The following is a 24,884-nucleotide window of genomic DNA, read 5'->3' as shown; positions in this document are numbered from 1 at the left end:
CCATGAAAATCCGTTTTTTACTAGTATTTCTAGGTTTCACGCTCTTAAGTTCTTGTGATACCACCGAGATAAATAACAATCTTATAAATGTTTCTTTTGCTGAAAGTGCAAGTGATAAGGCCTTAGATGGGCGTCTTTTATTGATGCTTTCCACAAATAATGAGAAAGAACCTCGTTTTCAGATAAATTCAGGGTTAACACCACAGCTTATTTTTGGGGTTGATGTTGAAAATATGAAGGCCGGTGATGAAATCAGTTTTGATGATTCCGTATTCGGATTTCCATATGCTAGCCTAAAAGACGTGCCATCGGGAGACTATTACGTTCAGGCTTTATTACATACTTATGAAACTTTTAATCTTGAAACCGGGCACACGGTAAAATTACCCATGGATAACGGTGAAGGCCAACAATGGAACCGCTCTCCAGGAAACGTGTACAATGAACCATTTAAAATTACCATTGGCAAAAATGGTATTCAAGACTTAAAGATATCCATGGATAAGGTAATTCCGCCTATTGAAGAGGCAGAGGATACCAAGTGGATTAAGCACATTAAAATAAAATCTGAAAAGCTTTCGAAGTTTTGGGGTCGAGATATGTATTTAGGGGCGCATATTTTATTACCAAAAGGTTTTGATGAACATCCTGAAGCGAAATACCCGCTAATGGTTTTTCAGGGTCATTTTCCTTCTGATTTTGGAGGATTTGGAACTACTCCGCCAGATCCTGACACAAAACCTGAATTTTCGGCCCGTTTCAATGTAGAGGGCTATAATATTGTGCAGCAACAAGAAGCCTACGATTTTTATAAAAGGTGGAACGAACCTGATTTTCCGCGTTTTTTGATTATTGAGATTCAGCATCCGACCCCTTATTATGATGATTCATATGCGGTCAATTCTGCCAGTCAGGGACCTTATGGAGATGCAATCACTTACGAGCTTATTCCGCATATAGAAAAAGAGTTTCGGGGCATGGGCGAAGGTTGGTCACGGTTTTTGTACGGTGGTTCTACGGGCGGATGGGAAGCCTTGGCGGTACAGGTAAAATATCCTGAAGAATACAATGGTTGTTTTGCGGCTTGCCCTGACCCAATTGATTTTAGGGCCTATTGTTTAACCAATATCTATGAAGATAAAAACGCATACTACTATGAGAGCGATCATAAAAAATTAGAAGTGCCGGCCCATCGTGATTACCTAGGCCAAATAAGTTCTACGATAAAAGATGAAAACCATTTAGAACTGGTGTTAGGAACAAAATCAAGATCAGGACAACAATGGGATATTTGGGAGGCTACCTATTCTCCGCAGAATGATGAAGGATATCCAGAACGGATATGGGATAAAAAAACCGGTGATATCAACCCAGAAGTTGCAGCATACTGGAAAGAGAATTTTGACCTGCGACATATTTTAGAACGGGACTGGGATAAGCTTGGAGATAATTTAAAAGGCAAAATTCATATCTATTGCGGAGATATGGATAATTATTACCTGAACAATGCGGTGTATTTAATGGAAGATTTTTTAGAGCAGACCACAGACCCTTACTACGATGGCGAGGTTTTATACGGAGATAGGGCCGAACATTGTTGGAATGGTGATCCAGAACTGCCCAACCATATTACGAGAATGCGGTACAACTCTATGTACGTACCAAAAATCATGAAACGTATTGCCGAAAGTGCCCCGGCAGGAGCAGACCTAAGAAGTTGGAGGTATCAATAAACATAAATAAACAAGCAAATGAAAGAAATGAAGTTTTCGCTCTATTTACTTATGGTAGCTATGTTAGTGGTTTCCTGTAAAGAAGAAAAGAAAGAAACAAAAAAGGTTGAAAAGCAAGAGGTTGCTGGGAATGATTGGGTGTATCTTTTTGATGGCACCAGTACCGATGGTTGGCGTGGTTACAATGGAAAGACCTTGCCACCGGGATGGGTTGTGGAAGATAGTACGCTTACCTTTAAAACAGATTTAGGACTTGAGCAGGATTATGAGGGTGGAAAAGACATTATTTATGCTGCCGAGGAATTCGGCAATTTTGAGCTGTATCTGGAGTGGAAATTGCCCGAGGGCGGTAACAGTGGAATCTTTTACCATGTAAAGGAAGGTTATGACGGCCCACCTGTGGTCTCGCCAGAATATCAATTGATAGATGATGAAAACTATGCCAATATTCATGACTTAAGGGGATATAATTCCCAGTTTGGGTCTGAAAATCCAGAATTGCTGCAAGACTGGCAAAAGACTGGGGCGGATTATGCCATGCATGTGGCCGATGAATCTCAAAAAAAGCTAAACCCTGTTGGGGAGTGGAATTCTTCAAAGATTGTTTTTACGCCAGAGAAAGTGGAGCATTGGCTCAATGGTAAAAAGTTATTGGAATTTGAACCATGGTCCGAAGATTGGCACAAAAAGAAAAACTCTGGAAAATGGGACAACGCTCCTGATTATGCAAAATTTAAAACTGGTTTTATAGGATTGCAGGATCACGCAAGCCCTATTTGGTTCAAAAACATAAAAATTAAAAGACTATAAAAAACCAACTAAAGATGAAAAAAAGAGAATTCTTAAAAAAATCCAGTTTATTTGCAGCTTCTACTGCTGTTATTCCTGCGGTGACGTTTTCTTGCAAAGAAAAAGAAAAGAAAACCATATTAAAAGCAAAAGCACGCATACGTACTGCCCATATTGGCGTCGGAAATATGGGTGCTGAGGATTTACGGGATATTTCATCGCATGCTAAAGTTGATGTGGTCGCCTTGTGCGATGTTGATTCCAATAAACTGAAAGAAGCCGCAGAAAAGCATCCTAATGCTAAGTTATATGCCGATTACCGAAAAATGCTTAGTGAAATGGCCGATGAGATTGATGCGGTCATTGTTTCTACACCAGACCATACCCATGCACCTGCTTCTTTAATGGCAATGAATTTAGACAAACCTGTGTATTGCCAAAAACCCTTAACGCACCATGTTTCCGAGGCTAGACAAATGCGAAAATTGGCCAAAGAGAAGAATTTGGTCACGCAGATGGGGATACAAGTACATTCGTTTTATGATTATAAGTTGGCAACACTATTGATCCAATCTGGAATTATCGGTAAAGTGCATACCGTGCATGCTTGGTCGCCTAAAAATTGGGGATATGATGGTCCCGCTCCCGAAGGGAGCGACCCTGTTCCAGAAAATTTGGATTGGAACCTTTGGTTAGGCACTTCGGCAGAACGTCCGTATAAGAATGATATTTACCACCCTGGTAATTGGCGGAAACTACTAGACTATGGTTGTGGTACTTTAGGGGATATGGGGGTCCATATTTTTGACACGCCCTACAATGCTTTGGCATTGGATGTACCTAAGACCATAACCAATAATTGTAGGGAACCCAATGGATTTGGTTTTCCCGAAAATAATGTGGTGACATATCAATTTCCGGGCACAAAATATACCACGGATGAATTCAAATGGATTTGGTATGATGGCACTGGGGCGCCAGAAAACCATGAAGATTTGGTGTTGCCCAATGCGGTCGCAAGTGCAGAAAGTAGCTCCGAAGATTCCGAATCAATGGAAGACAAAATAGCCTTGGACGCTAAAGTTGCAGAAGAAGGAAAATTGCCCGATCAAGGCGCCATGTTTGTGGGTGAAAAAGGACGTTTGTTATTGCCCCACTTTATGCAAATGCCAAAAAAGATAGTAGATGGTAACTATGTGGATATCTCAGCAGAAATCGCAGCTGTTGAAAAGGCTAATAATATGGGGGCACCTATCCGTGATTATGCTTCTGAAGGGCCTAAGCACTATCACCAGTTTATAGATGCCTGTTTAGGAAAAGATGAGGTTACCGCTCCCTTTTTGTATGCCGCTCGGTTAACGGAAACCATTCTCTTAGGGGTCATTGCAGGGCGTTTCCCCAACAAAACCTTGCATTGGAATAACGAAACAGCACAGTTTGATGAAGAGGAAGCAAACCAATATTTAGATGCTCCGTATCGAGAGTTTTAATGTATAATCAAAAGATTGTAAACGTAAAATATTCGCATACACTTCAAGTATTCTATTTTAAAAATTTGTTTTTAGGTCTATTAGGGACTATGTTAAGTTTTTAAATTAGTTTCTGATATAAAAAAATTATAATTATATATAATTTCGACTGCAATTATAGAATGGAACAAGATAGCTTCATCTCGCCAGAACTTCAGGAAATATTCACTAGATTAACTAACGTTTTAGAACGATTAAGGAGGGAATATCCAAACGAAATGGCTATGATATTTAAGGATCATAGTCAAGTTTTTTCAGATTATGGCTGGTATATCTATGATGGATGTACCGTTGAAGATGTTCTAATCATTTTAAAGCTTTTTAATCAAGAGAAGAGCGAGTTGGCACAGAAAACTATTAAAGAAGTATTTCTTAATAATCTTGATGAAATAGAGAATGACCTTATAAAAATTATTCCTGAATCAAGCCATGTTATAAAAGAGGCATTCATCTGCCACAATAGTAAATTGTACTATGCCTCCACAATATTATATCTTTCACTAACTGATGGTCTCGCAAATGGGAAATTGTTTACGAAATCTTATTTTGAGAAGATAAAGAAAAAGAATAGTGCACATTTTCTATTAGATATTTTTACTAATAAGAATCCTGTCAACCAAAAATTCAATCCTAAAAATTCGCCTAAGTCAGAATTGATGCGTCATGGTATTATGCACGGCAATTCTACCGAATATGGAAACGAAACTAATAGCCTTAAGGCCTTAAGTCTACTTCATTATATTGCCATCAGAAAATACAAACTATTAAACTAACAATTACTAAAATTGACTATAATGCATTGTTTGCTGATTTTTCTAATTGGGAAATCCAACACAAATTCGCTAACCTTGGACTAAACGCAAAAATATTTGGACATTTTCCGCAACAAAATAATGACTTAAATTGCTAAAAAACCAAATAAGTAATACTGTTATTTAACAAACAACCGCACTATATCCTTAAAGCTTTAAACTCCGAGGCCGCGGCGCATATACCCCTCAGAAATTGGTAGCGATACTATATACTGGTCATTTATCGGTCAATATTTGCATTTTCCTTTCTGCTGGTTTTAGCATTTTTAAATACTAAAAATCAGTATACTACGTTTAGTACTTCCTTGTTGTAAAGACATTAGAGCGGCAATTAAAAAGCTGCAGATTAAACCTTTTAAGGTAGGTTTAGTCTAACTTTAAAAATACCCAGATCAATATGACTAAGCCGATTCATTTTTCAATTCTATTTTTATGTGCCTTTTTATTCTTTTCCTGCAGTTCGGATGGAGACCAAGATGAATTTCTAGTAATCGAGGAAGCTGCATTAAATTTACCTGCAGATTCATTTGATTATGCAAGTTTAAATCTACCAGCTCATTTTACAACAAATGTAGCTGGGCAGCCTTTGCCAACCTCTGTTTCTGGTTTAGATAATACTCCGGCCGATAACCCAATTACTAATGAAGGTGCCACCCTTGGGAGAGTACTTTTTTACGATAAAAAATTAAGTGCTAATGGTACTATTGCCTGTGCTTCTTGCCATATACAGGATAAAGGTTTTTCAGATGATGAAATATTAAGTATTAGTTTCGATGGAGGATTAACAGGCAGACATTCTATGACGCTAATTAATTCAAGGTTTTACCAAAGGGGTCGTTTCTTTTGGGATGAAAGAGCCAGTACGCTAGAAGAACAGGTGCTAATACCTTTTCAGGATCCTGTAGAGATGGGAATGACATTGGAGGAGGTCGTAAGCACTGTAGCGGCACAAGAATATTATCCTGAGCTATTTGAAAGTGCATTTGGCTCACAAGAAGTGAGTAGTGAAAACATATCGAAAGCATTGGCTCAATTTGTAAGGAGTATTGTTAGCTATTCAAGTAAATATGATGAAGGCCGAGCATCGGCAGCCTCGCCAGGTGCCAATTTCACCAATTTCACGGATGAGGAAAATTTAGGCAAAAATTTGTTCTTTCAAACCATTCCTAATGGTGGTGGTGCTTGTTTTGGCTGCCATACAACAGAAGCTTTTGTTAGTGCCAACCCAGGGCCACAAAATAATGGACTTGATATAGCTTCCGTTACGGATTTGGGTGCAGGTGATGTATTCACGAATTCTATTTTTGTTGGTCGCTTTAAGACCACAAGTTTGAGAAATATTGAATTAACGGCGCCGTATATGCACGACGGTAGATTTGGCAGTTTAGAAGAAGTAGTCGAGCATTATAATAGTGGTATTCAAAACCACCCAACGCTTTCACCAGCTTTAATAGATGACAACGGCAATCCTGTGCGGTTAAATTTTACGGAGTCAGAAAAAGCCGCTTTAGTGGCATTCTTAAAAACACTAACAGACGATAGTGTTAGCAGTGAGGCTAAATGGAGTGACCCTTTTAATTAACGTGAGGTCGGTATAAAACCTAAACCTTTGTGCTCGAAAGAACAACGAAAACGGGCATTGTCACTTCGAACGCAGTCAAGAAGTCTTAAAATATATCCTTCAAGTAGGTCTCGACTCCGCTCGACCTGACAGTTAACCATAAACAATGGAAGATGATGTTGATATGGATTATCTTGAATCGAATTCGAGTTAATTAAGAAAACTAGCTTAACTACCTATAGCTTTCTCAAGAAAGAATACTATTTAGCAAACAGCTGCCCCATATCTTTAAAAGCTTTAAACTCTATGGCATTGCCTGCGGGGTCTAAAAAGAACATGGTGGCTTGTTCGCCAACTTCACCTTTAAATCGAACATAGGGCTCAATTACAAAATCCACCCCTTTAGCTTTCAATTCTGTAGAAAAAGATTCAAAAGTATCCCAAGGCAATACCACACCATAATGCGGAACGGGTACATTTTTACCATCAACGGGGTTGGTATGTAATTCTTCTTCTTTATTCCCGATAGCTATCGGGACTGGTTTGTAATGGATGACTAATTGATGCCCAAAAAAATTAAAATCTACCCAATGGTCACTACTACGGCCTTCTTCACAATTCAGAATTTCGCGATAAAAGGTTCTGCATTCCGCAAGGTTATGTACCGGAATTGCAATATGGAAAGGAGTTACTGATGTTGCCATTTGTTGTAGATTAAATACACTATAAAAATAACGATTTGGTCAAGATTGTAGAAATTCAATAATTTGGTTATTAACTTCTTCTTGGTGCATAGAGTGACCAAACCCTGTTGTGGTAATTAATTTACTGCCTTTCCAGCTTTTATGAACTTCAACGGAAGCTTCATAGGGAACTTGTAAGTCTTTTGTATCGTGTATAAGTAATCCTTCTTTAGTATTGTTTGCAACAAAGATTCTGCTTGAAAATTCATGAAAATTAAACCCTAACCATTCTTTTAACCTTTGGTTCATAGCATCTCTGACCTTGTTATTAAATTTTAAAAGGTGTTGATAATGGTCCATAAATTGTGAAAACTCCGCCGGAGCACCAATAGTTATAATTTTTTTTACGGAAGAATCTTGATTTACGTAATGATCATAAAGCGTAGTCATGCCTCCAACGGAATGCGCAATGATATGTGTTGGTTTGTGTTTGTCCATTACAAATCGTGAGGATTTTGAATACAGCGGTACGTGCAATCTTTTTCCGGAGGAATAGCCATGTGCAGGAGCATCAAAAGCAATAATATTATAGTCTTTTTCCTTTAATTTTTCAATCAGGTTTCTCCATCTAAACGTATTGCTCTCCCAACCATGTATGAGTAATATGGTATCGCCAGTACCGGGCCAATTGTAGGTTTGTATGTTATGTTCTCCAATAGTTTCGAGCACAAGTTTTGCTTGGTCTAAAAACACCTTTTGATTGGCTCTAATACGACCTTGCCGAATGGTGCAAAAAACATCGAAAGCTTTTATTGCTGTTTGCCTAGGGTTAAAAATAACCATGAGGTTAAAAAGCTTTCCATAAAACAGAGGAATGATTTGAGCGAACAGTTTTTTCATATGGTTACTTTTTGTAACTTACTCTTTTAAAGAAACTAAAATTACATATTCCTTTGTTAAGAAAAAAGGGGGTTCTATGTAGCAACTAAGTATGTTTATGGAAACTATTGCTGAAAATCAGAGAGTTAAGACCGCAAAAAAAATCGAAAAAATGTTTGGGCATATCGATTATAAGAATCCGCCCGAGTTGTGCCCCGTAAGAGATGTGATGTCGGTAGCTTCTGATCAATGGAGTACTTTAATAATATTGTGGTTGGGCTATTTTGAAACCCTTCGTTTTAATAAGCTGAAAAAATATGTTTATGGTATATCTAACAAAGTGCTAAGTCAACGCTTGAAGGTCTTGGAGGCTGATGGCTATATTTCTAGAAAAGCGTTCCCAGAAGTGCCAATTCGTGTTGAATATGCATTAACGGAATTTGGGCAATCTTATGTGGAACGACTATTGGAACTAACCGAATGGATGCAACAAAACAGCCCAAAAGTATTGGCTAATAGAGAGAAATACGGAATAGTCTAATACTCATTCTCTTTTTCCATTGGTACAATCAATTTTCCAAAAAGGAAATGCTACACTTTCCGTCGTATCGACCCATTCCCCAATCCATTTAAATCCTTTTTCATTAATATTCGAGAATGTCAACCTAGAATAGCCTTCGGTGCCGTTTGGTGCTTTTTGATCTTTGTACAGTACAATTGCACCTTCTTTGGTTTTACCTCCTTTCCAGGTTCCTAAGGTTGGGGTAGGTGCTGCAGCACTGTAATAATGCACATACCATTTCGTACTATCGGCTATGAATTGTCTTATGCTGCCAGAATGCCTGCCGTCTGCTTTAAGGGTTTCATCTTGAATTGCCATACCATTCATTATATATTTAAATCGCCATTTCATGGGTATGGGCTCTGCCCATGTTTGGTCTTGCTTTCGAGATTGTGATTTACAGTCGCATTCGCCAATTAAGGGGGCATAATCAAGCAGCTCTTTTGGAGCTTCAGGGTTTGGCGCGCCAAAGGGATTTTCTGGTGACGGTTCGTAGTCATATTGTGCTAAAGAGAATAAGGGAATACTTAGTGCTAACAAAAGATAATTCGTTTTCATTTTTGGACAGGTTTACATACAAATTATCAAAAATGAAACTAGCGTAGCCCCGGATTAATAAGAAATTAACATAGGTTTATTGCTCTCTGTTAACGGTAGTTATATCGAATGCAGGGGTGCAAATGGCTAAATACTCACATTCTTCGTTAAACGGATTGGAGTATTGAACTCTTGTGTTTTTATGAATTTTAATCGATTCCCCAGCATTTAAAATTACTTTTTCACCATTAATCAGAAACTGTTTTTTGCCGGATATTACAAAGGTGAATTCGTCAAATTCTGGGGTTTGAAATGGTTCGCTCCACCCCGGTGGGGCTTTCATATGGGCAATACTTATAGCACCGTTTCCATCTGTGGCTTTACCAAAATGTTCAGCGATATGTTTGCCATCATCAGTGGGTACAACAAAAGGTTCTTTTTGAATGGTATAGTTTGCACTCATTAAGACTTGATTTTTAATTCCACCCAATCATGAGATATTTCACCTTAGCCTCTGCAGGAATTTGAACTTCTTCAATAGTATTGCTGCCAAACCTAAGATTGGCTGGTAATTCTTGTTTGTCAATGGTAAAATACATATCGCTTTCTTTTACAAAAACTACCACGCTGTTTAGGGTGGTGACGATTTTCTTTACGGTATAATTATCTTGAATGTCCTTAAAAGTGCTATTTAGACCGATACCATTTTCGGTCGTAAAACGTGAATCAAAAACACGAATATTCTCTATTACCGGAATACTGTCATCGCTAGGGGTTAAGGTCAAAAGGTGTTTTCCGCCCTTTTCAAAAACCTTTACTTTTTGATAAGCAGGGCCAAGTTTAGAATTGAAAGTGTCTTTGACGATCGAATCGTCTGCATAGATAAGCTCTAAATCGCGCGCAAGACTAATTTTGTCAAGTTTTCCTATGCTATTTTCGGTAATTAAATATGTGGTGTCTTTTTCTTCACAAGACAATAGTAATGTGGTACAAAGACCAAGTAACAAAGTTATTTTCTTCATTAGATTTTTGTTTATGTTGGGGTAAATTACCGAATCACTTTTTTCATTACACCGAGCACACCTCTAATAAAAGTTGCACTGGTCAGTACCTTTACAATCGGGTTCATGCGAGTGCTCTTTCTTCGAGATGAGGTTTTTCTGGTAGTGGGCTTTGCCTTTTCTTTTTCGGCTTCTTTCTCTGCCTTTTCTATTTTTTCATTTAGAATTTCGTAGGCACTTTCCCTATCAATTTCTTCGTTGTATTTCTTTACAAGTTTTGAAGACGTAATAACGGATTTTAATTCAGAATCGGTAAGTACATCCATTCTACTCATTGGTGCCCTAAGCATTGTGGCTGCCAAAGGTGTTGGTCGGCCTTTTTCATCAAGCGCAGAAATCAAGGCCTCCCCAATACCCAAAGATGTCAAAATCTCTTTGGTATCATAAAATTCAGAGTCCGGATAATTTTCGGCGGTCAATTTAATGGCTTTTCTGTCTTTCGCAGTGAAAGCACGTAATGCGTGTTGTACTTTTAAACCTAATTGCGACAATACTGCATCTGGAACATCGGTAGGGTTTTGTGTAACAAAATAAAGCCCAATGCCTTTAGAACGTATCAATTTTACGATACTTTCAATCTGATCTAAAAGTGCTTTTGAGGCTTCTTTAAATATTAAATGTGCCTCATCGATGAACAGAATTAGTTCTGGTCTATCGCTATCTCCCTGTTCCGGGAAAGTTGCATAGATTTCCGCTAATAGACTTAGCATAAAGGTGGAGAATAGCTTTGGTTTATCTTGTATGTCGGTTAGTCTAATAATATTGATGTAACCACGTCCATTTTCATCGATTCGTGTTAAATCGTCCACATCAAACGATTTTTCGCCAAAGAATAGGTCCGCACCCTGTTGTTCTAATTCAATGATTTTTCTGAGAATGGTTCCTGTTGAACTGGTAGACATTCTACCATATTCTTTTTGAAATTCCGCTTTACCCTCTCCAGTTGCATATTGCAGGACCTTTTTAAAATCTTTTAAATCTAAAAGAGGTAGTTTATTGTCATCGCAATATTTAAAAACAACAGCAACGATACCTTCTTGCGTCACGGTCAAATCTAAAATTCTGGAAAGTAAGATTGGGCCAAATTCGGACACAGTTGCCCTAAGGCGTACACCTTCTTGTTCGGATAGCGAAAGTATTTCAACTGGGAAACCCTTAGCATCAAAAGGAAGGCCAATCGCCTCATGACGTTCGTCTATTTTACGATGCCCAGGACTTGGTTGTGCAATACCACTTAAGTCCCCTTTTAAATCCATTAACAGCACAGGAATACCTTTGTCTGAAAGATTTTCGGCAATTACTTGAAGTGTTTTGGTCTTTCCGGTACCTGTAGCACCCGCGATTAGACCATGCCTGTTTAAGGTCTTCAATGGAATTTTAACAAAAGCCTTGTTTACGGTTTCGCCTTCAATCATTCCGGCACCCATAGTAATGAAATCACCCTTGGTGGTATAGCCCTTTTCGATATGTGCAAAGAATTTTTCTTTGTTGCTCATTGCATTCAATTTCCGATAAAAATAGGGTAATTTCGTAGAAGAGAAAAAGATTAGAAGAGTACAGCAAAGAGTTTACAAGATGAAAAAAATAAATAAATGGCTTCCAATTTGTGTAGGACTGTTATTTTCCACACTAGTCATCGCCCAAGAAGATACCGAGATTATTTTTCATGAACCAGCGAACCCAGCTAGAGCTAAAGCTCCTTTCAGTGAAATGGTGCAGGCGGGCAACTTATTTTTTCTTGCCGGGCAGATTGGTATTGATAGGTCAGTGGGGAAATTAGCCGAGAACGGAATCAAAGGTGAGACTGAACAAGCTATAAAGAATATTCAAGGAGTTTTAGAACATCACGGACTTAGTTTGGACAATGTTGTAAAATGTACGGTTATTTTGAGCGATATTAATGACTTTAAGGCTTTTAACGAGGTTTATGTCAAATACTTTACCAAAAAACCGGCAAGAACTACCTACGCTGCCGCTGGTTTGGCTGTTGGAGCTAAAATTGAGATTGATGTGATTGCCGTGAAGTAATACTATCTTTGCGAAATGGTTTTAAAAGAGGTAATGCATTTAGTTGATAAAGGGGAGATGCTCCCTTTAATGGAGGAATTTTACACCATACAAGGGGAAGGGTTTCATAAAGGAACTGCTGCGTATTTCGTTCGCATTGGTGGTTGTGATGTAGGCTGTCATTGGTGTGATGTTAAGGAAAGTTGGAATGCAGAAACGCATCCACCTACCAAGATTTCAAAAATAGTTGCCAATGCAGCTAATTATTCAGATACCATTGTAGTGACAGGAGGTGAGCCATTAACATGGGATATGAAACCGCTAACTGTAGCTCTTAAAGAAAAGGGTTTGAAAACCCATGTTGAAACTTCGGGGGCATATAGGTTAACAGGTGTTTGGGATTGGATTTGTTTGTCTCCAAAGAAAAATAAACTTCCGGTTGGCGAAGTTTATAACAAAGCCGATGAATTAAAAGTCATTGTTTATAATAAGCATGACTTGATTTTTGCAGAAGAGCAGGCCGAAAAAGTTGGTGAGAACTGCATTCTCTATCTACAACCTGAATGGAGTGTTCGTGATAAAGTTACTCCCTTGATTGTTGATTATGTAATGAAAAACCCGAAATGGAAGGTTTCTTTACAGACCCATAAGTACCTGAATATTCCTTAACCGTTGGTATTTGGTCTACCGCCATTAGTTTCTAGATCCAACTGACATTCTGCATCTAAATCAGGGGCCGCAGCTGCTCCGCGAGACACATTGGCTTCCATTTGTTTTAACAATCCCATACCGTCTAAAGTACACGATGAATGTAAATCTCCCTTAGAGAGCGTTTGAAGAGGTGATTTGCCTGCACCTCCAAATTCGAGTTCAGCACGCATTAAACATGGATCTACATTACAATGATTATCTGAATCTGTGTCTTCATGGTCGTTCACTGCATCTGTTCCAAGGTTTACTAGGCCCATTAAATGACCAAATTCATGGTTTAGCGTTGCTATTTCAACATCTTCATCTTCAAGAGAATTAGCTCTATCGGCTAGGGTTTTTACTGTTTTTTCAAAAATAATCATTGAAGTATTTCTGTACACCGCACCTAATGTTACCAGACCTTCATCCAAATCATCACCTTCGGAAGGAGCATCTGCAAAATAGATATAGATACCCAAGGTTCTACCATCATTATAGACTGTTCTATTTTCAATTTCCAAAGGTCCGATATCGTCATTTAAATTAAGACTCTCTTTATTCGGCGAGGGCAGCTCATTGAAAATAAGCTCAATAGTCCCTTTAAAAGTAAATCTCCTTAAAAAATCTTGAAATTGGTCCATCGCTGCTTGGGTGGGTCTAAAACCGGTAACGTAGGCAATCTCTATTTTAAGGTTGTCAAAATTTGTGTTTGACAAAATATCATTGGCAGAAGAACCCGTGGCCCGAAAATTGGCTGGGAACAATTGCTGCGGATTTTGAGGCACTTGACTTTGATCATCATCTGGCGTTGGATTATCATCAGAAGCGCTTTTTGAGCATGCTAAAAAGACAATTAGAAATAAAGAAAGAAAGAGTATGACCGATTTTTTCATAGCATTTTATATGTTATAATAGAAAACGTATAAATTCATTTTCTATTATGATTTAACTGTAAGTCTGGCTAAATAGTCGTAATGCTTGCCTTCACTTACAAGTTCGCAATTAAAATTATTAGTTTCTGCCGCATTTTTTAAGGTATTGTAATCTAAATATAACCACCCAAAAGGCTCGCTTTTAACGTTTTTGTATTGCATGGTGAATTCTACTTGGCCATAATAGTCAGAATGTTCCGGAATCCAATATCCTCCATCATTATCTTCTTCATACATGTAAATAATATTACTGGAATCCAATAGAATTTGACCAGAAGTCTTTAATAAAGATTTAAAGTGTTTTAAATACATATCTAAATTTGAAAGCTTTTCAACAATACCTATGCCGTTCATCAATAGTAATAGCGTATCAAATTTTATTCCAGAATAATCAAGAATATTAGAATTAATGGTGTTTTTCACGCCTCTTAATTTACAGGTTTCTATTGCTCCTTCTGATATATCTAGTGCTACCGCGCTAAGTCCTTGGTTTTGAAGGTGCAAACTGTGGCTTCCTGCTCCGCAACCAATATCTAAGATGGTGCCTTTGCACTTTTTTAAGGCTTCCTTTTCTAAAGAAGGCATTTCGGTAAAAGAACGAAAAATGTAAGGTAGAGGAATACAGTCTTCTTCCTCTAAAGATGAGAATGTTATAATATCTTCCGTATATTCTCCTTTTTGATAATCTAAAAGAGCTTCTCCAAAAATATCCAAATCGTAATTATTCGTATTTTGGGCCAAAGTTCCTTTTTTATTCGATATGAAACCTTACAAAGCTTTATTTTTTCTGTGTGTATTGTTGTTTTCAGTACCAACTATAGGTCAAGAAACTGATTTAATAGCTAAAGTCTCAACGTATCTTGAAAGTAATGGTACCATGAAGCAATATAAACAAGCTTATTTGGAGCTTTTAAACTTGATGGAAAGACAGTTTCCGAAATCGGATAGAAATAACAATGGATGGATATACCTTGAACGTAACGAAATAAAGGCGTTAAAGGAAATTCGTGATATGTTGGTACCTGTTTATATCAAACACTTTTCCGAAGTAGATATAGCTAAAATGGAACAATTTTATACCAGTGATGCGGGGGTGCAATTGGTAATGGATAGAACAAAATTGACAAATGCTCAGCAAAAGAAAGTCAACGATTTTTTTAATTCAAAAGTGGGTGCCAAAATAAAAGATAAGCAAGAATTACTTTCTGTTGAAATTGCCGCAGTATCGGAATATTGGAGTAAAGATTTATATCAAACTGCTGTTTTACTTTTAAAAGAAGAATGAAAGAAGTTTTAGAGCAGTTACCAAAAAGGGCAATGGAGAAACATAGCGAAAACAAAAAATTCTTTGTGAAGCTTAAAAAGAAAGCTCCAAAGAATTTGGATTATCTTATGCAAGAGCTGCATGATAAGGAGTTCACCCAGACGGATTGTCTTACTTGTGCGAATTGCTGCAAAACTACCGGACCTCTTTTTACGAACACCGACATTGAACGTATTGCAAAGTTCTTTAGAATGAAAGCAGTAGATTTTATAGATAGATATCTTAGACTTGATGAAGAGAACGACTATGTATTACAGAGGGTGCCGTGTACTTTTTTAGGTGAAGACAATTACTGTGCTATTTATGATGTAAGACCTAAGGCTTGCAGAGAATTTCCCCATACGGATAGGAAAAAGTTTCAGCAAATAAGTAATTTAACGCTAAAGAATGTTGCTATCTGCCCAGCAGCCTTTAACATTGTTGAGAAAATGAAAGAGCGTATTAAAATATAGTCTCCAAAAACCAGAGAAAATGGAACAGCTAATAACGTATTTTGAAAATATACCGGCCTTACACAGAAGCCTTATTTTAGTTGGGGGAATTACTTTTTTTTGGATTTTAGAAGGAATTGTTCCCTTGTTCAGTGTTAAATACAAAAAATGGAGGCATGCCCTGCCAAATCTCTTTTTTACATTAACAACAATTATTGTCAACTTTCCTTTGGCATTTTTATTATTAAAAACTTCGGATTGGACTGTTGAAAATAACTTTGGCATTATCAATTGGTTGCCAGAAATGCCCTTGTGGCTATATGTGGTGTTGGGCTTGATGCTGCTTGATTTAATCGGTGCTTATACGGCCCATTTGGTAGAGCATAAGGTTAAACCCCTTTGGATGGTGCACTTGGTACACCACTCAGACCATAATGTAGATACCACTACGGCGAACAGGCATCACCCATTAGAGAGTTTAATAAGATATTTATTTACATTACTTGGTGTTTTTGTAGTCGGTGCACCAATTGGTCTTATTATGTTGTACCAAAGTATTTCTGTTGTTTTATCTCAATTTAATCATGCAAACATTAGATTGCCCAGAAAAATAGATAATGCTTTAAGTTGGTTTATAGTTTCACCCGATATGCATAAAGTACATCATCATTTTGTATTGCCCTACACAGACTCTAATTATGGCAATATTTTTTCAATATGGGACCGGATTTTTGGTACCTACATGAAACTAGACCCTGATAAGATTACTTACGGTGTAGATACATTTCCTGATGAGAAAGAAAATAGTAGCATTTTAGGTTTGCTAAAACAGCCGTTTCATAAATACCGGAAACCTACAACGGGTCAATCATAAAGTAGGTACTTTGTTCTTATCTCTTTAAAAGTTTCGATATCTTTTTGCCAAGTAGCCTTAATTTCCTTTTCTGAAAGTTCCGCTTCAATTTGTTGTTGTAGTTTTTCTGTACCTGCGTGTTTTGTAAACCCAGAGGTAATAAAAAATTTGGATTTGTCCGTACTATTTTGATAGGCGTCTATAAGCCATTTCAAACTAACTTGATCCATGCGAGCGGTTTTGGATAAATTTTCTCCATAGCAAATCTTTCCTTCTTCCTTCGGATGCTTAGAACCAAAGTTGGGTTTGGGAGTATAACTGAAATCAAGTTCTGTGCTGTCTAAAAAAGAAGCACCGTAACGTTGAAATTGAAATTCAGTACCCCGCCCGGCGTTTATATTTGTGCCTTCAAATAAGCCCAAACTAGGATACAAATTAATAGAAATGTCATTAGGTAAATTTGGTGAAGGTCTTATTGGTAAGGAGTAAGAACGGTCATGAGTCCAGTTTTCAAGGCGAATTATTTTCAAATCGGCCTTTAGCCCTTCAGCTAACCATCCTTCTTCGTTTATCATTGTTGCATACTCCCCTATGGTCATTCCGTATACCAAGGGTATGGTTTGCATACCTAAAAACCCGGTATGTTCAGTTTCCATTGTTGGGCCATCAATATAATGGGCATTTGGGTTGGGTCTATCCAAAACAATAATAGGTATGCCACTTTCGGCACAAGCTTCCATTACCAATTGTAAGGTTGCAATGTAGGTGTAAAAACGAACTCCAACATCTTGTATATCAAATAATACTAGTTCTACATCTTCTAGCTGTTCTTTAGAAGGTTTCCGGTTTTTACCATGTAACGAAAGAATTTTAAGACCTGTTTTTTTATCGAAACCATCTTTTACTTTTTCACCTGCGTCTGCTTTTCCGCGAAAACCATGTTCTGGTGCAAAGACTTTTTTTAATTCAATATTCATTGCTAGCAGAGAGTCCACAAGATGGGTATGGCCATCGGCATTAAATATTACCGAGGTTTGATTGGCAACAATAGCGACCCTTTTATTTTTCAAAAGGGGTATGTAGGCTTCCGTTCTATTTGCCGCAACAATAATTTCTTTTTCAATTGTATTAGATGACAAAGAAGACTCGTTCATTTTTTTGCCCTGTTTTTGCGCGCAAGCGGAAAAAAGGATAAACAACAATAAAAATGTACTTTTGAAACCAGAAAAAATGGGCATCCGTTGAATTTAGAATTTTTTATAGCCAAACGCCTTATTACAGGGAAGGAACATAAAATTAGTATTTCCGCCCCGATAATAAAAATTGCTATCGCTGCCATTGCAATTGGAGTTGTAATGATGTTAATAGCAATTTCCTCTGCTGCGGGGCTTCAGCTTAAGATACGAGAGAAAGTTTCGGCTTTTAATGGGCATATTCAAATCTACAATTATGACAATAATAGCTCCGATGTTTCCGTAGTTCCAGTTTCTATCGAGCAAGACTTTTATCCAGAGTTTAAAAATATCGATGGTATCTCACATGTGCAGGCAGTGGCTACTAAAGGCGGTATTATACGAACAGAAAATACTTTTGAAGGCATGTTGGCCAAAGGTGTCGGAAAAGATTATAATTGGACCAATTTTAAAGAGTATTTGGTAGAAGGACGACTGCCTAATTTTTCAGCTGACCTAAATAACGAAGTTTTAATATCTAGACTAAAGGCCAATCTTTTAGGTTTAAAGCTTGGTGACTCTTTCTTTGCAATCTTTCTGAAAGATAATGATGCTTCAAAACCACCTAACAATAGAAAATTTGATATCGTGGGGATATATGATAGTGGATTTGAAGAGCTCGATAGGGACCATATTTTTGTGGACATAAGACACATTCAGCGTATGAATAAATGGTCTGAAAAGGAAGTTGGTAACTTTGAAGTTTTTCTAGAAGATTTTGACCAGATAGAAGCCAAAAGCAATGCTATTTACGGTGCTGTTGTTTCTACCTTGGATACCCAAAACATCAAAAAAAAATATCACAAAATCTTTGAATGGATCGGACTTTTCGACTTTAATACCGCATTGATAATCGGTATCATGATTCTTGTCGGAGGTATTAATATGATTACTGCGCTTTTAGTGTTAATTCTAGAACGCACACAAATGATAGGTGTTTTAAAGGCCTTGGGTGCTGCAAACTGGAGTGTTCGCAAGGTGTTTTTGTACAATGCATCATACTTGATCATTCTTGGGCTGTTTTGGGGCAATTTAATCGGTTTGGGACTTATTTTTTTACAAGAAAAATTTCGATTTTTAAAGTTTCCGAACCCTGAAGAATATTATATCGAATACGTACCCATGCATATCGATTTTGTTACTGTTCTTTTATTGAACATAGGGGTTATGCTTTTATGTCTTTTGATGCTTTTGGTTCCTTCTTATGCCATTACCAAAATAGCTCCCGTAAAAGCGATGAAGTTTAAGTAAATTGGTTTAGAAAATTAGCATTCATTCTGCATTTGTATTTCTGATAGCAATTCAAAAACTTACCTTTGCGCCAATTATGGACTACGCTAATAACATTCTAGAAACTATCGGCAATACGCCCTTGGTAAAACTAAATAAGTTAACTGCCGAACTGCCTTGTTTGGTACTTGCAAAATATGAAACCTTTAACCCTGGTAATTCGGTGAAAGACCGTATGGCACTACAAATGGTGGAAGATGCTGAAGAGGCTGGTGTTTTACAACCAGGCGGTACCATCATTGAAGGTACTTCGGGAAATACGGGAATGGGCTTGGCCTTGGCTGCTGTCGTAAAGGGCTATAAGATGATTTGTGTTATCAGTGATAAACAATCCAAAGAAAAAATAGACATTTTAAAAGCTGTGGGCAGTGAAGTTCATGTTTGCCCTACTGATGTAGCCCCCGAAGACCCTCGTAGTTATTATTCCACTGCTAAAAGGTTATCTCAAGAGATTCCCAATTCTTGGTATGTAAATCAATATGATAATCCATCAAACTGTAAGGCGCACTTTTTAAGTACGGGTCCAGAAATTTGGGAACAGACAAATGGTAAGGTTACCCACTTTGTCGTTGGTGTAGGTACAGGTGGCACCATATCAGGGGTTGGCTCTTATCTAAAAATGAAGAATCCTAATGTTAAGGTTTGGGGAATAGACACCTATGGTTCGGTTTTTAAAAAATATCATGAGACCGGTATTTTTGACGAAAATGAGATTTATCCGTATGTTACGGAAGGAATAGGTGAAGATATTTTGCCGTTAAACGTTAACTTTAGTGTTATCGATGGTTTTACGAAGGTTACAGATAAAGATGCAGCCGTATACACCCAAAAACTAGCGAAAGAAGAGGGTATGTTTCTTGGTAATTCCGCAGGGGCAGCAATAAAAGGTTTGTTGCAATTAAAAGAACATTTTACAAAAGATGATGTGGTAGTGGTTTTATTTCATGATCATGGAAGTCGTTATGTAGGCAAGATGTTTAATGATGATTGGATGCGCCAAATGGGGTATATAGAATAGTTTTGATAGAAAACAGTCCTTTCTTAATATTAGATTACTATGAAACAATTAATTGCTACGACTGCGCTCAGCCTTTTGCTTTGGGTTCCATTAAAAGCTCAAAATTTGAGCCGTACAGAAAAAAAGATACTTTCTACCATTGAGCTGAATAATACAGAAGCGATTTCATTTCTGGAAAAAGTAGTGAACATCAATAGCGGAACCCTTAACCCAAAAGGGGTTAAGCAAGTGGGTATGGTGTTTAAGGATGCCTTTGAGAACATTGGCTTTGATACCAAGTGGATTGACATGCCTTTAGAAATGAATCGTGCAGGACATTTATTTGCCGAAACATCAGGGGAAAAAGGTAAAAAATTATTGCTGATAGGTCATTTAGATACCGTTTTCGAAGAAGACAGTCCGTTTCAAAAATTTGAAATGGTAAATGATAGTATAGCGCATGCACCTGGTGGTAATGATATGAAGGGCGGAGATGTAATTGTGCTTTATGCCTTAAAATCATTGCAGAAAAATGGTCTTTTAAAAGATGCTCAAATCATTGTTGCCTTTACAGGTGACGAGGAAAGCACCGGTAAGCCATTAACAACCAGTAGAAAAGACTTGATTGAAGCTGCCAAAAAGAGCGATATCGCGCTAGGTTTTGAAACTTCAACCGGATTTAACTATGCGACCGTAGCAAGAAGAGGAGCTTCTGGCTGGGCTGTTGAGGTATCGGGTAAACGTGCACATTCTTCTGGTATATTTAACGAACGTACTGGTGCTGGTGCTATTTTTGAAATGTCAAGAATACTACACCAATTTTATACCGATGTAAAAGGGGAGGAGTTGCTAACCTTTAATCCAGGAACCCTACTAGGAGGTACCTTTGTCAATTTTGATAAGAACACGAGCAAAGGTGATGTTTTTGGCAAATCGAACGTTGTAGCCCAAAAGGCAGTAGTTCAAGGAGGGCTTCGTTTTATATCCGAAGAGCAAAAAGAGAATGCTAGGACAAAAATGCGTGAGATAGTTTCTAATAACCTACCCCAAACTTCTGCGAACATTACATTTAACGACAGTTACCCGTCAATGGGGCCAACAGAGGGTAATCTCAGTTTGTTGAATACCTTAAATACGGTTAGCCTTGACTTGGGACAAGGAGAAGTTTTAGCTTATGACCCTGGAAAAAGAGGAGCTGCCGATGTATCTTTTGTTGCAGAGTATGTAGATTGTTTAGATGGATTAGGTACCATGGGTTCGGGCGCCCATACGCCGCAAGAAACGGTAAACTTAAATACTATCGAAGCTTTAACTAAGCGAACTGCAATTTTAATTTATAGACTCATTAATGAATAGTATTGTTCAACTTGAACTTAATGATAGGTTCGTAGCTATTGAAGAAGGAGAATTAATAAGCTTTAAAGTAACTGATCACGAGTTTATTCACCAAAAGGGAAGTCCTGGTTGGAGCTCATCGGATACCGAAATGTTTCCTATTATCGGTCCGGTCAACTTAGCCGGATTCAAGGTTCAAACACCAAAGGGTATTGCCGTTCAGGATCAACATGGGCATTTTAGGCAAATGGAATATGACTTAATTTTCAGTAATTCTACAAAGGCTACATACAGAAAGATATATGTGGCGGGTACAGCCATAAAAAATTCGAAATATCCTAAAAAATCCAATGTCGAATGGCTTGATTGGCCTTATAGTTTTGAGTTTGAGAAATCATTTGAACTTACCGATAGTGGTCTTGAAATCGAATTTTCAATATCGGGCGATAAGGGTATGCCATTTATGTTGGGGTATCATCCGAATTTTAAGATACATACTGAAAACCCTATTATTCATGCAGGGAAAAGACAGATTACCTTAGATGAAGTGTTGGTCGTAGGCAGTAGGGCGTTAGAGGTATCGAACTGTGATATGGTTATATTGAAAGATAAAAAAGAAATCACCATAAAAACAGAAGGTTTTGGGCATTTTATGTGTTGGACCGAAGTGGAGAATATGGTCTGTATCGAACCGATTTCATTTTACCCTTATGCCGTTTCTCAAGAAAACCTGAATAACGGATTTCAAATCTTGGAAGATTCGGCTCACTTTAAAGTTTTCTTTAGAACTAAAAGTTAAATTGAAAACGTTAAAAAAATCACAATTTCTTTAACGTTTCTTGCTTTATAATAACTACCTTAGAGCTAGAATAGCTTACGCAGAATACTAATGTTGAAAGATTTTATTGAGCGAGTGGGTTTAATGAATTGCATCCTGCTCTTAGTGGTAGTTTCAATTATCATTGTCTCAGAAGTACTTTTCCTAAGCGGAAAAAAATTAGATGCGATTTTTATTGCATTTTGGGCGCCGACCATTTTGGGTTTTATGAATTACCTTAAATACAAGAAGTAGTGGATTTTATCTTGGTTTATTCCATAATTGTAGCAACCATATTTTTAATTTGGCTGCTCTTTGTTGCCAAGATGTATCGTAAAATGAAAGAATAAGGTATTAGGCTATCCCTTTCAACCAGAATTTAAACTCTTTGGCCCTATTTCTGCTTACTACTAAATCAAAAGGAACTTTTTTTAACATTTTCACCATAAGTCTATTGTTAAAATAGTCTTCGACCGAGTGTATGTAATCCATATTGATGGTCATTTTTCTATTTATTCGAAAAAAGCTGGCAGGGTCGGCAAGTCTTTCAAGGCGTTCCATGGTGAAATCTATTAAATGTTCGCCCCCGTTTTTATCTATCAATCGGGTATCTCCTCCATTGGAATAAAAACAGACAACATCACTTATCTGAACCAACTTTAATTTGTTGCCAGAACGCACCAAAAATCTTTTCTTGTACGCAGTGGGTGCCATAGTCTCAATCATTTTATCCATGCGGGCCAAATGACTGCTATCGTGATTTCTTCTTAGTGCTTGGTATTTTTTTATCGCTTCTTGAACAGCTTCTTTATTAAGTGGTTTTAAGAGATAATCAATGCTATTATATTTAAAGGCTTTAAGTGCGTAGGTATCAAAAGTGGTGCAGAATACGATTGGTTTTTCAATGCTTACATTATTAAGAATTTTAAAACAATCGCCATCTTCTAATTGAATATCCATAAACACCAAATCATAATCATTGTTAGTAGTAAAAAAAGCGGCTGCTTCTGTAGTCTTTGCCATTTCTGCAACTACTTTGCATTCTATACCGGTATCTTTGATGTGTTTTTTAAGATACGTAGCCGATATGGGCTCATCTTCGACAATTACTAACTTTATTGGATCTAAGGTTTTATGCACAATCTAAATCTATGTAAAAGATAAGATATTTTTCTAGTAAAACGGGGTAATTACTTGGTTTGTTGAGTTTTTGATTTCATTTTTCAGCGCATTCTTCAGAATGCTATCGGTTTCAGCAGTATGCTTTTGAGGAACAAGAAAGGCTTCTAGAGAAGAATAGGAAGTAATCTCTACATCATTTTCAACAAAACCATAACCCAAATACATACCATCTTTAATTACTACAAAGGCCTTCTCGTTTATATGTCGTCCCTTTCGCTGTAGAATGACATTGCTGGTGTTTTGCTGTATTCCCTCAATGGCACTTTTCACCTTTAAATTGTAAGTGGTCGGGCTTTCTTTACCACAGCAGATACCGTCGCATATCATGATTTTATGGTGCGAACATTCGGTAGAAGTTTGTTGTAATTGACAGTACCTAGGGCATAAAGCGTATATTTTGCAGAGCTCTGCTAAATAGGTTCTACAATCTGTTTTATTGTTGAGAATAAGTATTGGATTGTAACTGTTTTTTAAAGTATTGAATGCCAAATGTAAAATACCACTTCTATCTTCATAGCTAAAGATTGCATATTTGGTAGTATTCCTTTTTTGGGCCCGATTGTATTTCGGAAAATACTTTTTAATTGCAGCTGACTCCATCAAAAGGGCAATCAATTCACTACCCGAAAGTTCAAAATCTATTTTGGCCACCTCATTGCACAAAAGAAGTTCGCGATTACTTTTAGTATAAAAATGCCCAAGTACTCTTTTTTTGATATTGATGGCCTTGCCTACATAGATAATTTGGCCCGTGGTATTTTTAAAGTAGTAGATTCCTGGAGTTGTGGGCAGTTCATCTATATTTTTTCTAGAAACTAAAGGTGGAAGTGTTGCTTCTTGGCTTCTTGCATTAAGAAAACCTTGTATGGTTGTTTGTGAATCTGGCGTTCCTAGCAGTTTTTGAAAAAGCAAAACCGTGGCATGTGCATCACCTCTGGCCCTATGCCTATCTCTTAACGGAATACCAATTGCAGAGCATAATTTGCCAAGGCTGTACGATTGAAGCCCAGGAATCAACTTACGGGAAAGCCGCACAGTACATAGTTTCTTTCTGCTAAAATCTATACCAATTCGGCGAAACTCTTCTTTAATAACCCCATAATCAAAGTTGACCGCATGCGCTACGAATATGGTATCATCGGTTACTTCTAGGATTTTATTGGATATTTCTTTGAAGGTAGGTGCACTGGCTACCATTTGGTCATCGATACCTGTAAGACCTGTTATAAAATAAGGGATGGGGCACTCTGGGTTTACCAGGCTCGTGAATTCATCGACTATTTTACTTCCATCGAACTTAAAAATAGCAATTTCGGTAATTTTATTTCCCTTAATACCATTTCCGGTAGTTTCTATGTCTATAATGGTGTACACCCCTTAAAATTAGCGAATATTTTAATTGTTGTGTGTTTTGAACGAACCTGCCTTTCAAAACCTAGATATATAAGGGCTTTCAGGTTATCAAAACTCTATAGAACCAGCGTCTTAAGGTGCGAACCTATTAACCATGCCAAAATTCGCATGGTAAAGTTTTAACAATTTTTGCTGGGTCGATGAACTTGCTAGGCAATTTATTTGCTAACGAGTAGGAGGCCGACCAACAGTGTGATAGACATAGGCTACACGAAAGAGCACGCACTTATAGAGT

26 protein-coding genes are annotated in these 24,884 nt (G+C 37.5%); 15 read left to right on the top strand and 11 right to left on the bottom strand.

Annotated elements, in window-relative coordinates; translation table 11 throughout:
- Positions 1–2: 2 nt before the first annotated feature.
- The 5 genes from ACFSQJ_RS18970 to ACFSQJ_RS18950 all read left to right on the top strand — a co-directional run bounded on the left by ACFSQJ_RS18970 (position 3) and on the right by ACFSQJ_RS18950 (position 6,445).
- Complete coding sequence (locus ACFSQJ_RS18970) at positions 3–1,733, top strand: alpha/beta hydrolase-fold protein (protein WP_377768493.1); 1,731 nt, start codon at positions 3–5, stop codon at positions 1,731–1,733.
- 18 nt (positions 1,734–1,751) lie between these two features.
- On the top strand, positions 1,752–2,543 hold the full coding sequence (locus ACFSQJ_RS18965) for a 3-keto-disaccharide hydrolase (RefSeq protein ID WP_377768492.1): 792 nt from the start codon (positions 1,752–1,754) through the stop codon (positions 2,541–2,543).
- A gap of 14 nt (positions 2,544–2,557) precedes the next feature.
- Positions 2,558–4,012, top strand: coding sequence for a Gfo/Idh/MocA family protein (locus ACFSQJ_RS18960; protein WP_377768491.1), 1,455 nt, complete (start codon positions 2,558–2,560; stop codon positions 4,010–4,012).
- A 161-nt stretch (positions 4,013–4,173) separates the two neighbouring features.
- Positions 4,174–4,824 (top strand): hypothetical protein, encoded by a 651-nt coding sequence (locus ACFSQJ_RS18955; RefSeq protein WP_377768490.1) that lies wholly within the window; start codon positions 4,174–4,176, stop codon positions 4,822–4,824.
- A 436-nt stretch (positions 4,825–5,260) separates the two neighbouring features.
- Positions 5,261–6,445 (top strand): cytochrome-c peroxidase, encoded by a 1,185-nt coding sequence (locus ACFSQJ_RS18950; protein WP_377768489.1) that lies wholly within the window; start codon positions 5,261–5,263, stop codon positions 6,443–6,445.
- A gap of 239 nt (positions 6,446–6,684) precedes the next feature.
- On the opposite strand, the gene ACFSQJ_RS18945 is transcribed toward ACFSQJ_RS18950, so the two are convergent.
- Together ACFSQJ_RS18945 and ACFSQJ_RS18940 are read right to left on the bottom strand one after the other, a co-directional pair.
- Positions 6,685–7,128, bottom strand: a complete 444-nt coding sequence (locus tag ACFSQJ_RS18945; RefSeq protein WP_377768488.1) for a VOC family protein — start codon at positions 7,126–7,128, stop codon at positions 6,685–6,687.
- A 39-nt stretch (positions 7,129–7,167) separates the two neighbouring features.
- The gene (locus ACFSQJ_RS18940; protein ID WP_377768487.1) at positions 7,168–8,007 is read right to left on the bottom strand and encodes an alpha/beta fold hydrolase; all 840 of its coding nucleotides are present in this window, start codon (positions 8,005–8,007) and stop codon (positions 7,168–7,170) included.
- Between the two features lie 97 nt (positions 8,008–8,104).
- Between ACFSQJ_RS18940 and ACFSQJ_RS18935 the strand changes: the two genes are divergently transcribed.
- The gene (locus tag ACFSQJ_RS18935; protein ID WP_377768486.1) at positions 8,105–8,527 is read left to right on the top strand and encodes a winged helix-turn-helix transcriptional regulator; all 423 of its coding nucleotides are present in this window, start codon (positions 8,105–8,107) and stop codon (positions 8,525–8,527) included.
- Positions 8,528–8,530: 3 nt separating this feature from the next.
- On the opposite strand, the gene ACFSQJ_RS18930 is transcribed toward ACFSQJ_RS18935, so the two are convergent.
- The 4 genes from ACFSQJ_RS18930 to ACFSQJ_RS18915 form a co-directional block, all read right to left on the bottom strand.
- Positions 8,531–9,106 (bottom strand): hypothetical protein, encoded by a 576-nt coding sequence (locus tag ACFSQJ_RS18930; RefSeq protein ID WP_377768485.1) that lies wholly within the window; start codon positions 9,104–9,106, stop codon positions 8,531–8,533.
- A 76-nt stretch (positions 9,107–9,182) separates the two neighbouring features.
- Positions 9,183–9,548 (bottom strand): cupin domain-containing protein, encoded by a 366-nt coding sequence (locus tag ACFSQJ_RS18925; RefSeq protein ID WP_377768484.1) that lies wholly within the window; start codon positions 9,546–9,548, stop codon positions 9,183–9,185.
- 13 nt (positions 9,549–9,561) lie between these two features.
- Positions 9,562–10,107, bottom strand: coding sequence for a hypothetical protein (locus ACFSQJ_RS18920; RefSeq protein ID WP_377768483.1), 546 nt, complete (start codon positions 10,105–10,107; stop codon positions 9,562–9,564).
- Positions 10,108–10,133: 26 nt separating this feature from the next.
- Positions 10,134–11,642, bottom strand: coding sequence for a helicase HerA-like domain-containing protein (locus ACFSQJ_RS18915; protein WP_377768482.1), 1,509 nt, complete (start codon positions 11,640–11,642; stop codon positions 10,134–10,136).
- A 79-nt stretch (positions 11,643–11,721) separates the two neighbouring features.
- Here ACFSQJ_RS18915 and ACFSQJ_RS18910 point away from each other — a divergent pair, with 79 nt between their 5' ends.
- A complete protein-coding gene (locus tag ACFSQJ_RS18910; RefSeq protein WP_377768481.1) occupies positions 11,722–12,174 on the top strand; it encodes a RidA family protein in 453 nt (150 codons plus the stop codon).
- A gap of 15 nt (positions 12,175–12,189) precedes the next feature.
- Positions 12,190–12,822 (top strand): 7-carboxy-7-deazaguanine synthase QueE, encoded by a 633-nt coding sequence (locus ACFSQJ_RS18905; RefSeq protein WP_377768480.1) that lies wholly within the window; start codon positions 12,190–12,192, stop codon positions 12,820–12,822.
- On the opposite strand, the gene ACFSQJ_RS18900 is transcribed toward ACFSQJ_RS18905, so the two are convergent.
- Both ACFSQJ_RS18900 and ACFSQJ_RS18895 read right to left on the bottom strand, forming a co-directional pair.
- On the bottom strand, positions 12,819–13,736 hold the full coding sequence (locus ACFSQJ_RS18900) for a hypothetical protein (protein WP_377768479.1): 918 nt from the start codon (positions 13,734–13,736) through the stop codon (positions 12,819–12,821). The two genes, ACFSQJ_RS18905 and ACFSQJ_RS18900, sit on opposite strands and share 4 nt — an antisense overlap.
- Positions 13,737–13,781: 45 nt before the next feature.
- On the bottom strand, positions 13,782–14,516 hold the full coding sequence (locus ACFSQJ_RS18895; protein WP_377768478.1) for a class I SAM-dependent methyltransferase: 735 nt from the start codon (positions 14,514–14,516) through the stop codon (positions 13,782–13,784).
- Between the two features lie 136 nt (positions 14,517–14,652).
- Between ACFSQJ_RS18895 and ACFSQJ_RS18890 the strand changes: the two genes are divergently transcribed.
- From ACFSQJ_RS18890 to ACFSQJ_RS18880, 3 genes are read left to right on the top strand one after another with little or no spacing between them, the layout of a single operon-like run.
- On the top strand, positions 14,653–15,060 hold the full coding sequence (locus tag ACFSQJ_RS18890) for a DUF2059 domain-containing protein (RefSeq protein WP_377768477.1): 408 nt from the start codon (positions 14,653–14,655) through the stop codon (positions 15,058–15,060).
- Positions 15,057–15,551, top strand: a complete 495-nt coding sequence (locus tag ACFSQJ_RS18885) for a YkgJ family cysteine cluster protein (RefSeq protein ID WP_377768476.1) — start codon at positions 15,057–15,059, stop codon at positions 15,549–15,551. Before ACFSQJ_RS18890 ends, ACFSQJ_RS18885 begins: the two co-directional genes overlap by 4 nt.
- Positions 15,552–15,570: 19 nt before the next feature.
- Entirely contained in the window at positions 15,571–16,404 is an 834-nt protein-coding gene (locus tag ACFSQJ_RS18880; protein WP_377768475.1) for a sterol desaturase family protein, read from the top strand.
- Here ACFSQJ_RS18880 and ACFSQJ_RS18875 read toward each other — a convergent pair.
- Positions 16,395–17,621: an exo-beta-N-acetylmuramidase NamZ family protein gene (locus ACFSQJ_RS18875; RefSeq protein WP_377768474.1), complete on the bottom strand. Its 1,227-nt coding sequence runs from the start codon at positions 17,619–17,621 to the stop codon at positions 16,395–16,397. The two genes, ACFSQJ_RS18880 and ACFSQJ_RS18875, sit on opposite strands and share 10 nt — an antisense overlap.
- Before the next feature lie 3 nt (positions 17,622–17,624).
- On the opposite strand from ACFSQJ_RS18875, the gene ACFSQJ_RS18870 reads away from it, so the two are divergent.
- The 4 genes from ACFSQJ_RS18870 to ACFSQJ_RS18855 all read left to right on the top strand — a co-directional run bounded on the left by ACFSQJ_RS18870 (position 17,625) and on the right by ACFSQJ_RS18855 (position 22,036).
- Positions 17,625–18,866, top strand: a complete 1,242-nt coding sequence (locus ACFSQJ_RS18870; RefSeq protein WP_377768473.1) for an ABC transporter permease — start codon at positions 17,625–17,627, stop codon at positions 18,864–18,866.
- A gap of 76 nt (positions 18,867–18,942) precedes the next feature.
- Positions 18,943–19,923: a PLP-dependent cysteine synthase family protein gene (locus ACFSQJ_RS18865; RefSeq protein WP_377768472.1), complete on the top strand. Its 981-nt coding sequence runs from the start codon at positions 18,943–18,945 to the stop codon at positions 19,921–19,923.
- Between the two features lie 39 nt (positions 19,924–19,962).
- Entirely contained in the window at positions 19,963–21,258 is a 1,296-nt protein-coding gene (locus tag ACFSQJ_RS18860; RefSeq protein ID WP_377768471.1) for a M20/M25/M40 family metallo-hydrolase, read from the top strand.
- Positions 21,251–22,036, top strand: a complete 786-nt coding sequence (locus ACFSQJ_RS18855) for an aldose epimerase family protein (RefSeq protein WP_377768470.1) — start codon at positions 21,251–21,253, stop codon at positions 22,034–22,036. The genes ACFSQJ_RS18860 and ACFSQJ_RS18855 overlap by 8 nt, the downstream gene beginning before the upstream one ends.
- A 372-nt stretch (positions 22,037–22,408) precedes the next feature.
- Here the strand turns inward: ACFSQJ_RS18855 and ACFSQJ_RS18850 are convergent, their stop codons facing one another.
- The gene (locus ACFSQJ_RS18850; RefSeq protein ID WP_377768468.1) at positions 22,409–23,194 is read right to left on the bottom strand and encodes a LytR/AlgR family response regulator transcription factor; all 786 of its coding nucleotides are present in this window, start codon (positions 23,192–23,194) and stop codon (positions 22,409–22,411) included.
- A 33-nt stretch (positions 23,195–23,227) separates the two neighbouring features.
- Positions 23,228–24,610, bottom strand: a complete 1,383-nt coding sequence (locus ACFSQJ_RS18845; protein ID WP_377768467.1) for an exonuclease domain-containing protein — start codon at positions 24,608–24,610, stop codon at positions 23,228–23,230.
- Between the last annotated feature and the right edge of the window lie 274 nt (positions 24,611–24,884).

The sequence above is a fragment of the Croceitalea marina genome, from assembly GCF_042684265.1.
Taxonomy (GTDB): Bacteria; Bacteroidota; Bacteroidia; order Flavobacteriales; family Flavobacteriaceae; genus Croceitalea; species Croceitalea marina.
This window is presented reverse-complemented; position numbering and strand designations above follow the sequence as displayed.